The 13,486-nt window shown below is 67.0% G+C and carries 13 protein-coding genes and 3 pseudogenes; 15 read left to right on the top strand and 1 reads right to left on the bottom strand.

Going from position 1 to position 13,486, the window contains the following annotated elements; all coding sequences use genetic code 11:
- The first annotated feature begins 42 nt into the window (after nt 1-42).
- From ACZ41I_RS08020 to ACZ41I_RS07955, 14 genes and pseudogenes are all read left to right on the top strand, one after another.
- Nucleotides 43-1,512 (top strand): MFS transporter, encoded by a 1,470-nt coding sequence (locus ACZ41I_RS08020; RefSeq protein WP_468513506.1) that lies wholly within the window; start codon nt 43-45, stop codon nt 1,510-1,512.
- A gap of 14 nt (nt 1,513-1,526) precedes the next feature.
- The gene (locus tag ACZ41I_RS08015; protein ID WP_468513505.1) at nt 1,527-1,682 is read left to right on the top strand and encodes a hypothetical protein; all 156 of its coding nucleotides are present in this window, start codon (nt 1,527-1,529) and stop codon (nt 1,680-1,682) included.
- Nucleotides 1,683-1,774: 92 nt separating this feature from the next.
- Nucleotides 1,775-2,431 carry a CatB-related O-acetyltransferase gene (locus ACZ41I_RS08010; protein ID WP_399775284.1) on the top strand — a complete coding sequence of 219 codons (657 nt, stop codon included), beginning with the start codon at nt 1,775-1,777 and terminating at the stop codon, nt 2,429-2,431.
- Between the two features lie 5 nt (nt 2,432-2,436).
- Entirely contained in the window at nt 2,437-3,336 is a 900-nt protein-coding gene (locus tag ACZ41I_RS08005; RefSeq protein WP_468513504.1) for a Vgb family protein, read from the top strand.
- 66 nt (nt 3,337-3,402) lie between these two features.
- A complete protein-coding gene (locus tag ACZ41I_RS08000; protein WP_468513503.1) occupies nt 3,403-3,801 on the top strand; it encodes a YciI family protein in 399 nt (132 codons plus the stop codon).
- Between the two features lie 80 nt (nt 3,802-3,881).
- Nucleotides 3,882-4,064, top strand: a pseudogene (locus ACZ41I_RS07995) (hypothetical protein); the annotation flags it as partial.
- A gap of 55 nt (nt 4,065-4,119) precedes the next feature.
- On the top strand, nt 4,120-4,569 hold the full coding sequence (locus ACZ41I_RS07990; RefSeq protein ID WP_468513502.1) for a transposase: 450 nt from the start codon (nt 4,120-4,122) through the stop codon (nt 4,567-4,569).
- 36 nt (nt 4,570-4,605) lie between these two features.
- Nucleotides 4,606-4,986, top strand: coding sequence for a hypothetical protein (locus tag ACZ41I_RS07985; protein ID WP_468513501.1), 381 nt, complete (start codon nt 4,606-4,608; stop codon nt 4,984-4,986).
- Complete coding sequence (locus tag ACZ41I_RS07980; RefSeq protein ID WP_468513500.1) at nt 4,968-7,565, top strand: DUF6185 family protein; 2,598 nt, start codon at nt 4,968-4,970, stop codon at nt 7,563-7,565. Before ACZ41I_RS07985 ends, ACZ41I_RS07980 begins: the two co-directional genes overlap by 19 nt.
- Before the next feature lie 153 nt (nt 7,566-7,718).
- Nucleotides 7,719-8,111: pseudogene (locus ACZ41I_RS07975) on the top strand (telomere-associated protein Tap); the annotation flags it as partial.
- Nucleotides 8,112-8,216: 105 nt separating this feature from the next.
- Nucleotides 8,217-8,393: a hypothetical protein gene (locus ACZ41I_RS07970; protein WP_468513499.1), complete on the top strand. Its 177-nt coding sequence runs from the start codon at nt 8,217-8,219 to the stop codon at nt 8,391-8,393.
- A gap of 98 nt (nt 8,394-8,491) precedes the next feature.
- Nucleotides 8,492-8,659, top strand: a pseudogene (locus ACZ41I_RS07965) (transposase); the annotation flags it as partial.
- Nucleotides 8,660-8,704: 45 nt separating this feature from the next.
- Nucleotides 8,705-9,487: an ISL3 family transposase gene (locus tag ACZ41I_RS07960; protein WP_468513860.1), complete on the top strand. Its 783-nt coding sequence runs from the start codon at nt 8,705-8,707 to the stop codon at nt 9,485-9,487.
- 362 nt (nt 9,488-9,849) lie between these two features.
- Entirely contained in the window at nt 9,850-10,458 is a 609-nt protein-coding gene (locus ACZ41I_RS07955; RefSeq protein WP_468513498.1) for a TetR/AcrR family transcriptional regulator, read from the top strand.
- Between the two features lie 914 nt (nt 10,459-11,372).
- On the opposite strand, the gene ACZ41I_RS07950 is transcribed toward ACZ41I_RS07955, so the two are convergent.
- The gene (locus ACZ41I_RS07950) at nt 11,373-12,470 is read right to left on the bottom strand and encodes a PP2C family protein-serine/threonine phosphatase (protein ID WP_468326005.1); all 1,098 of its coding nucleotides are present in this window, start codon (nt 12,468-12,470) and stop codon (nt 11,373-11,375) included.
- A 558-nt stretch (nt 12,471-13,028) separates the two neighbouring features.
- Here ACZ41I_RS07950 and ACZ41I_RS07945 point away from each other — a divergent pair.
- A complete protein-coding gene (locus tag ACZ41I_RS07945) occupies nt 13,029-13,310 on the top strand; it encodes a hypothetical protein (RefSeq protein ID WP_468513497.1) in 282 nt (93 codons plus the stop codon).
- The last annotated feature ends 176 nt before the right edge of the window (nt 13,311-13,486 follow it).

Here is a 13,486-nt window from a genome sequence, read left to right as displayed (position 1 = left end):
GTCGACCGCGACCGGGCGCAACCAACGATTGAGGGGGATCCCATGGCTGCATCGCCTGCGACCTTAGGCAGTCGATCAAACCGGGCCGTGCTGCTCACGGTGACCTGCCTGGGCCAATTCATGGTCTTGCTCGACAACACGATTGTTGGAGCGGCACTGCCCGATATGCAGCACCGGCTGCACACTCAGCTGACCGGTCTGCAATGGATCGTCGACGCGTACGTACTACTGGTCGCCATGCTGCTGCTGTCCGGCGGTGTCTTCGCCGACCGTTTCGGCCGCAAGCGGGTGTACCTGACCGGTGTGGCGGTGTTCACCGCCGCGTCGCTGCTGTGCAGCCTCGCACCCTCGCTCGGCTGGCTGGTCGCCGGCCGGGTGCTGCAGGGCATCGGGGCCGCGGCGCTGAGCCCTGCCTCGCTCGCCCTGCTCGCCGCCGCCTATCCCGTGCCGCAAGAACGAATCAAGGCGATCGGGCTGTGGGCCGGACTCAGCGGAATCGGTCTGGCCGCAGGCCCCGTGGCCGGCGGCGTGCTGACAGAAGCCTTCGGCTGGCCCGCCATCTTCCTGGTCAATCTGCCCATCGGCGTGGTCCTGCTGCTGGTCGGCCTGCGCCACCTCGGCGAGTCCCGCAATCCGAGCGCCCCCGCGATCGACATCCCGGGCACGGTGCTGTCCGTTCTGGCGGTGGGGGTACTGACCTACGGGCTGATCGAGGGGGGTGCCCGCGGCTGGACCTCACCGGTCATCCTGGGCAGCTTCGCCGCCGCGGTGATCCTCCTCGCCGCCTTCGTCGCCGTCGAAGCGCGCCGTTCCGCTCCGATGCTGCCGCTGCGGCTGTTTGGGCAGCGCCTGTTCACCGTGTCCAACACCGCCATGGTCGTGGTGGGGTTCGCGCTCATGGGCTCGTCGTTCTTCTTCTCCCAGTTCTTCGTGTACGTCCAGGGCAGCTCGATCCTGCGCGCCGGCCTGCAGACCCTGCCGGTATCCCTCGCCATGGTGATCGTCAGCCCGTACGCGGGCCGGCTCGCCGCCCGGTACGGCTTCCGAATCGTGGTCACCATCGGCCTGGCCCTGGCCGGCCTGGGGCTGCTGGCGCTCGGCATGGTGCACGCCGACACCGGCTACGGGAACGTGTGGTGGCGGCTGGGACTCGCCGGCATCGGCTTCGCACTGGCCATGTCCCCGCTGACAGGCGCCGCCATCCAAGCAGTCAGCCCGCAGGAAGGCGGCCTCGCCTCAGGCATCAGCAGCACCACCCGGCAGATCGGTGCGGTGCTCGGCGTGGCGGTGCTCGGAGCCATCGTCCGCACCCGGCAATCCGGCGGCGCCTCCTTCGAGACCGGCCTCAACAGCGCCTTCCTCGCTGCCGGCACCGTCACTTTGGCCACCGCCGTGTTCACCGGCCTGTGGCTGGCGAGGTCCAAGCCCGCGGAAGGCACTGTGGTGACGCATTGTTCCACCGGCCCAGACGCGGTCACCACCTCGAACGAGGCATCCGTGAACAGCCGTTGACAGTGACAACCGCCTTGGCCGGGAGCAGCGGCTGCGCGCCGAGGGCGTCGACATCACCATGCCGCTACCGAGGCCCCTGGGCGAACTGCTACTTCCAGGCCGCCGACCCCAGCGGCGTCATCGTCCAGTTCATCGAATGGGTCACCCCGCCCGGCCCCGAGAACACCTGAAGCCCCACCGGGCCAGGGTGATCCGACCCTGGCCCGGCGCCCCCCGCCAGGCCCGTGTGCAACATCCCGCAACCACGCAAAGGACCCCGACCTTGTCCCCTGACCCGACCACCGTGCACCCGCTGCCCGCTCACGACCGCGTGGTGTTCCTCAACCCGCTGGTCACCTCACCGAACATCACCGTGGGCGAGTACACCTACTACGACGATCCGGGCGGCGCCACGGACTTCGAGCACCGCAACGTCCTTTACGCCTACGGGCCGGAGCGCCTCACCATCGGCAAGTACTGCGCGATCGCCACCGGAACCACCTTCCTGATGGCCGGTGCCGAGCACCCGACCATGGGCGTCTCGACGTACCCGTTCACCATGTTCGGCGGTCGGTGGGCCGAGCAGACGCTGGACATCGTGACCGCCATGCCCAGCCGCGGCGACACAGTCGTCGGCAACGACGTCTGGTTCGGGTACCGGGCGACTGTCATGCCCGGCGTACGGATTGGCGACGGCGCCATCATCGCGGCCGGCGCCGTAGTCACCGCCGACGTTCCGCCCTACACGATCGTCGGCGGCAACCCGGCCAGACCGATCCGGCAGCGCTTCGACGACGCCGATATCGAGCGGCTGCGGCGCGCCGCGTGGTGGGACTGGCCCGCCGACCTGGTCACCGAACACGCTCGCACCATCATGGCCGGAACCCCGGCCGACATCGAACGCATCGCAACCGAGCACGGACAGGGGAAGTCCCTTTGACCCACGTGACCCAGGTATCCATCGAAGAGCACACGGTGGCCGACCACGCGGCCGGACCCTACGCCCTCACCACGGGACCGGACGGCGCCTTGTGGTTCACCCTCGTCCACAGCGGTCGGATCGGCCGCCTCGCCCCCGGCGAGGAGTCGACGAGCCACCGGCTCGACCCCGACAGCGGACCGACCGTCATCACACCCGGCCCGGACGGCGCGCTGTGGTTCACCGAGTACCGGGCGGACCGGATCGGGCGGATCACCACCGACGGCGTGATCGACGAGTTCGGCGTGCCCGGCTCCGGCTGCGGGCCGTTCGGTATCGCGGCGGGCCCCGACGGCGCGCTGTGGTTCACCGAGACCGCCGCCGACCGCATCGGCCGCATCACCGTCGAAGGTCACCTCACCGAGTTTCCACTGCCCGTCACCGGCGCGTTTCCCTCGGCAATCACCGCTGGTCGCGACGGCGGCATGTGGTTCACACTCAACCAGGCCAACGCCATCGGGCGGATCGGCATGGACGGTGGGGTCACTCTCCATCCCCTGCCGACCGAGGCGGCGGCGCCGGTCGGAATCGCCGCAGGCCACGACGGAGCGCTCTGGTTCGTCGAGATCGCCGCCGGTCAGATCGGCCGGATCACTCCCGACGCGCGGATCACCGAGTTCCCGTTGCCCGACCGCGCCGCCCGACCGCACGCCGTCACCGTCGACGGACAGGGCACCGCGTGGTTCACCGAATGGGGAGGCAACCGCGTCGGCACGATCACCCCCGACGGCTACGTCACCGTCCACGACCTGCCCACCCCCCGCTCCGAACCGCACGGCATCACCGTCGGCCCCGACGGCGCCCTGTGGACCGCGCTGGAGATCGGCGCACTCGCCCGCATCGCCCCGCTGGACAGCACCGCCTGAACAAACCACCCCTCTCCCGCACCGTCAGCAGCAGTCGGCCGTACGGCGGCCGGGGGAGGAGGTCCCATGAAATACGCACTCGTGATCTTCGAGACGGACGAATCGCGCTGCCGGATCCAGGCCGACCGGGCCGCGTACCGCAAGGAGTGCGAGGGCTGGATCGGTAGCCTCGCCGCGGTCGGGAAACTGGTCGGCGGCGAAGCCCTGGAGACCGAGCGCACCGCGCCCGCGACGGTGCGCATTGCGGCCGACGGGACGCCGACGGTGACCGACGGGCCCGCGCACGCCGGCGAGGAGACCCTCGGCGGCTGGTTCATCGTCGAGGTGGCCGACCGTGCGGAAGCCCTCGAACTGGCCAGAGCCTCCCTACCCCGGAGACCGTCGAGGTCCGCCCGATCCTCGAATCCGCCCGACCGACGCCGGGAACCTGCTCGACGGCCCAGAGCCCGGCCGCAGGGTCGCTGAAAATGGCTCTGTCCGCAGTTCCGTGAATCCCCAGGTCAGCGAGCTGAGCGAGGGATCGTTTCGGAAGAGTATGTCCCGGCATGGCGAGCAAGACGGTCGAGGTTGTGCTGTTTCCCGGGATCGATGTGCGCGTGGAGCGCGTCACCGACTCCTCCGACGTCCTTGTGGTGGAGGCGGTGTCCACCGCTCGCCCCGGCCGGTGCCCCGACTGCCGGAAACAGGCGAGACGCATACACAGCACGTACGAACGCGTCCTGGATGACAAGTCGTTGGGATCTCGCCGGGTCATCGTCCGGCTGCGGGTCCGCCGGTACTTCTGTGACCCCGGGCCTGTCCGAGTGGCACCGCCGCTCCAGCACAGGACTTACAGGCTGGCTGCGGTCCATCGCGATCGAGCTCGACGGACATCCGGCCGCGCGGCTGTGCCGCCGCCTGCGGCTGGTCGCAGGCCGTACCCGGCTGCTCAGGCTGCTGGCGGCGCCGACGGTGCCGCACCGTGCGCCGCGGGTGCTGAGGGTGGACGAGTTCGCCTTCCGCAAGGGTTGCACCTATGGCACCGTGCTGGTCGACGTCGAGGCCGGCCGGGTCGTGGACGTACTGCCTGGCCGCACCTCCGAAACGTTCGCGGCCTGGCTCACCGAGCACCCCGGAGCCGAGATCATCTGCCAGGACCGAGCCAGTGCGACGCGTCAGACCCTGTGGACAACTGCCCCGTCCTTGCGCCGGAGACCCATCCGTTGCGGGCAGACATATGCACACGTAAAGTGACAAAGAGGGTACTTTTGGTAGTCGACGGAGGTGGCGGTGAGCGCACAGAAGCCGAATTCTGAGTCAGGCCTCCCACGGTTCGAGGAAGCCGAGCCTCTGAGCTCGCAGGACGCGGACTTCGTCCGGGATCTGATCGCCGTACTTGAGAAACACGGCAACCTGGACCGCTTCGGCCTGTGCCTGCTGCACGAGCACTTCCCCTTGGCTGACGACGAGACCCTGGTCGAGACGACCGACACGAGCACACGCACCCTCCACACCCACGTGGAGAAAACGGACCGGACCAGCCATAAGAAGCCCACCCAATGGCGCTTCCTCTCCAGCGTCGGCCACTCACGCCGCAGCGAGTTCGCCGGCGACCCCTATGAGGTCATCCTGCAATGCGACCCCTACAGCGGATGCCCATCCCGGACATGAATTCCTTGGTGTGGCGATTGATTGCGCTCACCTTCGTGGTGCTGGGGTGGGGGGCGGCGCAACCAGCACAGGCACACGCCGCCGACATGGCCAACTGCTCGGAAATCCGAAAGGCCGGGAAGGCGAATTTCACTTCCCGGCTGATCTTCAGACGGAAAAATCTCGAGTTCGTTGAAGTTCGGCAGATAACAAGCATCGAGCTACCAGAGCAGAAGGGGCAACTTGCGGACAGCCTGACACTCAGCTCGAATGCATTCAAGTACAAACAAGCCCTACACTGCCTGCTACCCAGGAGTAACCAATCGCCGAAAAGTATCGACGAGTGGCATCCGGAGTGGCGATCCATCAATCACCAGATCACGCAAAAACACCCTGCCACCCTGCAATACGAGTCGTGGAATCTGATTCACCCAGGCGGCGAATACGAGGTGGGTCCTTGGACGGTCACGGCTCCGTCAGCCAACGACTGGAGCATCACCCTCAACCCATCGAGTGGTTCGACCAACGCCTCATGGCAGACGATCTCGATCGATCCAGGCGGACTGGAGATAAGCGATTCCCCCGGAATATCGAGCATCGACAAAGACACCAGAGTATGGCGCGGACACAAGCCGCCCATCTTCGCCAAAATAGCGCCACCACGGGATCTTACTCAAAGTAAACGCGCTACTTTCATCGCCTCTCTGGGAATTGCCTCGTGGTGGGTCAGTGCCTCGATTGTCCTCGCCGCGTCAGCGTTGCCTCTGGCACGACGGGACAGCGGGAAGTCCGACGACAACACCGAGAGGACCGCTTCCAGAGCGGTGGCCTGCGCGGCGTTGGAATGGGCCGTGCTGAGTGCAGCCCTTGGCTTGGCATTGCTGCTGGTGATCCAGCCTTCTTCTCCCAGCAAGAACGTCGGGCGCGCCCTGCTGGGGATCTGCGCGGGTCTCACCATGGTCCTTCTCGCGCGGCCATGGCTGCCGCTGACGCAGGGCCCCGATGATCCCAGAGGGTTGGTGAACCGCAAGAGAGTCGTCTACGGCACCTCCGGGGCGGCGGCAGCGGTAGGACTGCTGGTAATCCTGTCTCCGCACCTCATCGGGCTTCCGCCGAATCTCGTGCCCAGCACTCGCCCCCCTACTCTAGGAATAGCCGGACTGGTTTTGCTGGACCTGTCCATGCTTTGGCTGTGGCTGACTGCGATCGCTGCCTGGGCCTGGCGTTTTGCACGGGAAGGAAGGCTGGGAGAATCCCCGAGCGAAACCAAGCCCGAAAATCCTTCACCCTCGAAAGATGGCCGACCCGACTATCACCTCCGGCACATGGTTGCAGTCGGCGCAGCGCTTGCTGTGGTCGCAGCCATGGTGGTGCTCTGCCGTGCACTGATCTTCGAAGATAGGTGGAAACGTGCCAACTGGATGGGGGAAGCAGCCGCGCTTTTCGGGACCGACCATGGAAGCGCCCTGAGTCAGCAGCTCGCAGACTTCGCATCCCGCGGCCCGCAATGGGCGTACGCCTACACGTGGGCACTGGCAGGCCTCGCACTCGTAGCACTTCTCCACAGCAACTGCCGAATCAAACCAGAAACCCTGGGCCCGGAGGGTGTGGATCTAGTTGCGGTGATCTCCATCTTTGCCATCGTCGTTGCGTTGAGGGGAGTCAAGTTTCCGGGAAATGTCGCGGCGGTGTACGGCCTCTGGCTACCTCTCAACATGGTCGCATTGTACGGCGTGGTGAAGGTGATGGGCCGTTGGTCGGTACTGAGCCGAGTGGACCGAAAAGCAGGGACGCATTGCGTCGTGGCGGAACTGAGTGACCGGGAAAGGCACAAGCAGCTACTGGTCGAGGCCCGGCGCTGCCGGGAGCTGCTCCACCGGCTGCACCTCATCGATCACGGGCACGCGGAGGAAACCACGAGACCGAGCCTGGAGAAGCAGCTCCGCTTCCTGCACCGCTGGCGACCCACCCAATGTGGCCACGACTGTCTACCGGACCCTGTGTCCGTGGTCGACGTCGCGCTCAGCTGGGGACCAAGCTCCCGTTGGTGGGGAAATGCTCTCAATGCGGCACGCTGGGCATCTATCTTCGGAATTCTGCCCAGTATGGTCTTCGCCTGGTACCAGAACGCATACGGCGTCAAACACTGGACATATACTCTCACGTTACCCACGGGCATTCCCGATACGATCGGGACGTTCATCGCAGGTGAGATCTCCTTCGCCGGGGCGGGACTCGTTCTGGGCGCGTTGTGGCGAGTATTGCCCGGAGAACGCGGTCCGACGCGAGCTCTGAGTCTCTTCGTCGCCTGGTTCGTTCCCATCGTGGTCGCTGCCGTCTTTGCCGCATTCACCCAAAACCTCGGAACCAAGGAATTGGGCGAGGCAGTCCTGCGCGTCATTCTCATGCTCATGGTGTTGACCCTGACGAGCATGTGGATGGACACCGACACGTTCAGTCGCGAACGGGCCTACATGACGAAACGCCTCCGCCTACTGGCATCGATCTACGAGCTGCACGGCCTCTCGGGACAGATCGCTTTCCTGCTGATCCAGGCGGGGGCCGTGGTGACAATCTGGCGTGCCGTCGTCAATGCCTGATCACCCGCGACCACGCCCGCATCGCATGGGCACCGGGCTCGGTGCGCCCCAAGGACCAACGAGCAGCCGCGAGTGATCGCTACCTTCCCTCCGGCGCACGAAGTCACTCGGTCGTGCGCGACCCAGAGTGGCCGGTGGCCGGATCACCGCAGGTGGGTGCGGTATGACAACGGTTGCTACCTGGACGGCTGGTACAAGCGGTTGTGCGACGCCTACCTCGTCGCCACGATGGCCGACCTCGGCGTGCGCGCGGACCTGCCGCCGGCGGACTTCTTGGCGGCGATGGAAGGCTATAAGGAAGGCGACCCTGAGCTGGCGATCGTCGCCTCGGCGATCAAAGCCACCGTCAAGGGCGGCCTGGGCAAGCTGCGCGAGCGCCCGCGCGGTGAGGGCTGGCGACCTGGTGAGCCCTGGCGGGCGCTGTCCCGGCCGACGTGGCGGCCAGACATCCGTACGGCGGTCATCTCCCGCACCCGAATCAACCTGCACCGCAAGATCGTCAAGTACGCGGCGTTCACCGGGCAGTACACCATAGCGGTCCTGTCCCACCGGGGAGCATCCGTGGTCGTTTTCAAGGCTCTGTCCGCAGTTCCGTGAATCCCCAGGTCAGCAGCTGGAACGGGGGATCGTTTCAGCAGGGTGTTTCCTGCCGTGGCGAGCAAGACGGTCGAGGATGTGCTGTTTCCCGGGATCGATGTGCGGGTGGAGCGGGTCAACGACTTCTCCAGCGTCCTGGTGGTGGAGGCGGTATCGACGGCTCGTCCGGGCCGGTGCCCGGACTGCCGGAAGCAGGCGAGGACGGCTGCGGGTGCGCCGGTACTTCTGTGACCGGAAGAGCTGTTCCCACAAGACGTTCGTCGAGCAGGTGCCGGGCCTGTCCGAGCGACACCGCCGCTCCAGCACCGGGCTGACAGGCTGGCTGCGCTATCGAGCTCGGCGGCCGTCCGGCCGCACGCTGGGCCACCGCCTACACCAAGGCGGTCAAGGAAGCCACCCCTCATGCCCTCGAAGTCGCTGATCGTTGGCACCTGCTGCAGAACCTGTCCGCCGCGGTGGAGAGGACCTGCCACCAGCACCGCGACTGCCTGCGCAAACGCGCCGACGAGGAGGCCGTGACCGAAGTGCCGGAGCCACCCCCGATGCTGTTACCACCCGCGGAACTGGCCCGCACTCAGATCATCGAACGCACCCGCCACCGTTACGAGGACATCCACCGCCTGCTGGAGAAACGCTGGACCGTCAGCGTCATCGCCCGCCGTCTGAACCTTGACCGCAAGACCGTGCGCCGCTTTCGCGACACCGACCTCGACGAGCTGCTGGCCTCCGCTCGCGAGCGCCGCCCCAACGGCGTCCTGGACCCCTTCAAGGCATACCTCAATGCCCGCTTCACCGAAGCACAAGGCCAGGTCAGCGGGACGCACCTGTTCCTGGAAATCCAGGCTCGCGGCTACCGCGGCAGCTGTCATGTCGTCCGCAAGCACCTCGCCGCCCTCCGTTCAGGCACCGCCGAACCGGTCCGGGCCGACATCCCGAGTCCTCGCAAGATCACCTCGTGGATCATGCGGCCCCGGGAGACGCTCACCGACAGTCAGGACAAGCGACTCCTTCAAGTCCGGCTCGCCTGCTCGGACATCACCCGGGCCTGCGACCTCGCGCGGGCGTTCGCCGATCTAGTCCGTCACCAGCGTGGATACCTGTTGCTCGACTGGATCAGGCAGGCCGAGCAGGACGCACCGAAGCCCATGAAGGGCTTCGCTGGCTTCCTCCGTCAGGACCTCGATGCGATCACCGCCGGCCTCACTCTCCCCTGGAGTTCCGGGGTCGTCGAAGGGCATGTGAACCGGGTGAAAACGCTCAAGCGGGCTATGTACGGCCGGGCTTCGTTCGAACTCCTTCGGACCCGCATCCTCGCCCAGCCCTGACCTTCTGGCTTCAGACAGATAACTGGTGGGATACCTAGATTGCGGCCGTAGCGGGCAGGCCCTGACCGCCAGACCAAGCAGCAGGAGCCGACGGTCCATGGCGCCGACGAGCACCGGAACCAGTGGTGCCGAGACCGCGGCGACCAGGCTGGGAACCGCAGGCTGGGAACCGTCACCATCAGCGCTGCCGTTCCTTCGGAGACCGACAGTGCCGATCCCACGGCGGTCAGCAGGCCGATCGGCAGCTGCTCGGCGGTCACCAGCAGGAAGGTGCCTAAGGCCACGGCGGTGACCGCCGGCCAGTGGCTCTTGTGCAGGGCTTGCTGACTGACCAGCCACCTGGGCGGTGGTCCGTTCTGTGGTTGTCACCGACGCCTCCTTCAGTCATTCGGGAGGACGCGGTCGCCAGAGCGACCGAGCTGTTCTGGCGACGTGGCTACAACGCCACCTCCGTGCGTGATCTGGGTGACGAGCTGAAACTCACGCCCAGCAGCCTGTACCGGACGTTCCAGGACAAGCACACGCTGTTCCTGCGCGCCCTCGACCACTACCGGGCCACCGAGTCCGCCCAGGCCGAACAACGGCTGGGCGCCGATGGCCGTCCGCTGCGCCAGGCACTGCGGGACTGGATGCTGTGGCTGGTGACCTGCCCGACCGGCGGCGAGCCCGGCCGGGGCTGCTTCGTGGTCAACACAGCCACCGAACTCGACATCACCGACGACGAGGTCCGTCAGCGGACCGAGGCCGCCTTCGAAGTGACCCGGCAGGCACTGCGATCGTTGCTGCTCGAGGGCCGCGACAACGGCGAACTACCCCCCGCCCTCGACATCGAGGGCGCCGCGGAACTCCTGTTCACCACGGTGCTCGGACTGCGGGTCCGGGAACGCGCCGGCCACGATCCCGCACGGTTGGCCACCGCAATCGACACCGCGATCCAGGCACTGGGACCCATGTCCACGGAAGCGCCCTGACGGCAACACCCGGAAGTGGCATTGCCCCCGCTGGAACACCGGCGACCGGTCAGAACCCAATGACGGGCGCATTACCGTCGTTGGAGCGGCTTTCAAGCCGGACTTGCTCGCGCCGAGCCCGCTCGTCGGCCGTCAGCCCAACGTCATCGGATACCTCATTCCTCTGGCATGGCGCGGCCCAGGACAGCCATCACAACTGACCGTAACCCCCAGCGTTATGGATCTCTAGCCGTAGAAGGGTGATGCCGACGAGGCCGGAGCCGTCTTCCAGCGGGGCGTGCAGAAGCAGATGCACTTCCCGGACGGGATCGGCGGTGTCTGGGTGGAGGCCCGCACACCCCGGCGACGAGTGCCGTCGATGCGGACACCGCACTGGAGCCGCTGCAACCCCGTGTGCGTGAACATCTCCCGCATCGACACCCACATCGACCGGGCCCGAGAGCAACTCGACCAGATCGACGCCGACTGCGCCGGACCCGCAGTTGCCCTTCCCGCTGCGCCGTCGGCTCGATCTGTGGCGCGCCAGCACAGAGAAGGTCATTCAGGAGCACGAAGCCTCACCAGACCGCTCGCCGACAAGGACAGAACATGACGACAGCCCAGGACGACGCGCCAGCCCCAGGGGGTCGATATCGTGTCGACGCTGCTACTCCACTCCGCGTCGTGGGACTCCCCACACCTCGCCGGCCCTGGGACCCCGTTACCGCGGCACCGCCCGGCCCGGTAAGGCAGCACAGTGCGGGGCCGGTGCGCGCTGGACGGCACCGCGCCCCGCGCTGCCTCCACAGGACCTCCGTCGTACGTTGCCCGGCCCGAGGCGACCACCACGACGGCTTTCATCACCGGCAGGTTTACAGACCGTGCGGAAGATGACCGGCAAGCCGTGGTTTCGCAGCCGACCGTGTGACAGTCACCTACCCCGCCTCTGACTCACCGGGAGGCGACTGCGGTAGGCAGTCGAACCGGTCGACCAAGATCATCGCCACATCGTCGGCCAAGTCGTCGCCGGTGTGGCGGTTCAACGCTTGGTGCAGTTGCTCCAGGAATTCTGGCGGGGCGGGGCCGACGCCCATCTCCTCGACGGCCTCCCGCAGAGCGAAGAATTCGCCGTCGCGGTTGCGGGCTTCGATCACGCCGTCGGTGTACAGCAACAGACGGTCACCGGGAGTGAACGGATAGGTCTCAGGCTTCTCGGGGAGGTCGGTGACGAGGTCTTCGAGACCGAGAGGTGGCGACGGCAGGCCCGGCATCAACGGTGCGGCCCTGCCCCGGTGCAGCAGCAGCGGTGGCGGATGTCCACGGTTGACCAACTGCACCACGGGTTCGTCCGGCACCTGCGCGATGAGCGCCGTGGTGAACCCTTCCAGCAGAACCTCCTGCCCGAACGCGCCCGGCACCGCGACTTCCCGTCGCAGCGCAGCCGCGCAGCGGTTCATGACCTCCACGAGATCGTCCTCATAGTGCACGGCCTCCCGGAACGCCCCCAGCGCCACCGCGACGGCCCGCACCGCAGACAGTCCCTTGCCCCGCACGTCCCCGACGATCATCCGGACGCCGTACCGCGTCTGCACGGCCTCGTACAGATCACCGCCCACCCGTGCCCCCGTCCCAGCCGCAAGGCACAGGCTGCCGGCTCGCAGCGGGCCCAGGCGCGCGGGTACGGGCCGCAGCACGACCTCCTGGGCCGCCACGGCGATGCGGCGGACCTGGTCGAGCTCTTTCTGCCTGCGCTCCTGCATGGCGCGGCTGGTGATGAACCCAGCCACGGAGACCAGGGCCAGCGCCAGAAAGTTGCTGTAGACCTGCAGGGTGCCCCACGCCCCGTTATAAGTCGCGGTGACCACACTGATCGCCAGCGCCAGGACCGCCGCCGCAGTGGTGCCCCTGGGCCCCAACGTCACCGCCGCCAGCGCCGGGACCGCAGTGAGAAAGGGACCTGTATAGATGAAGTGCGCAGGCGTGAGCTCGATGACCAGCACAGCCAGCGCGATCAGATAGGGCACACACGGCATCAACGCGAAGAGGACCCGGTGATGACCGCCTGCTCCTGGTACCGGGGGTGAGCGCAAGAGCGACCTCATGCACCAAGCCTGCCTCGCTGAAACCCACGACTCCACCCCAGCCCGCCACCCCTGGGCAGCACGGAGACCAGCCCGGCCCCTTCACAGGCCTTGTGATCGCCCAGCCGCATCCCGTCTGACCTGCTGCTTTCCTCGAAGGACACTCCCAAGGGGCCACAACGCCCCGGCCACGCGGACGAGGACTCAGCAGAGCTCAGAGGAACTCGCGGGATGTCGCGCAGTCGAGAATTCGGCTGCCGGCTCCGAATGTCTGGCTTCGTTCACTTCAATCAGCGGCGTTTGTCCATCGGTTTGGTGGCGATGGGCGGCCGGCGGGGTTTCGGCCTCAACTTCTCTGTAGCGCATCAACAGCTGATCGGCGGCGCACCGAGGACCGGCTGCGCAAGAAGTACGACCTTTTCTCCGTCGACCGTGCCCTGCCCACCCGCCGCCGTCCCAAGCGGGTCACCTCACACCCACAACGCGGCCACTCCCGGATCCATGTACTTGGTGACCACTGACACCCAGCTCGGTGCCGTCGCCGCCCCGGAGTGCCCCGACGACCTCAACGACGCCACCCACGCCGACATCGAGGACGCGGCCTTCACCTGGAGCCCCGACATCGAAGACCGCACCCAGCCCGGTCAGGGCCGACAGGCGGCTGCCTGCATCGTCCTGCGGCTCGTCCAGCTCGGGCACGACGTCCGGCCTACCGACCCAGCCCGGCACCTCCCGGCCGCGGGGGAGTGGCGCCCCCGCCGCCGAGCAGACGGCGCTCACGGATGTCCTTAGCAGCTGTCCCGATGTTCCTGTCACCGTCACCCTGGCCCGCTGACGTCCCGCCTGGCCGTGCTGGTCCCAGTACCCGACACGGCCGGAGGTGCGCCCGCTCCTGTGTGGCACACGCTGGTGATGTTTCCAGCGTTCGGCCACGGGCCCTGGTGGCGGCTCCTAGTGCGATCTGCGGC

The sequence above is a fragment of the Streptomyces sp. NPDC030799 genome (assembly GCF_055572255.1).
This window is presented reverse-complemented; position numbering and strand designations above follow the sequence as displayed.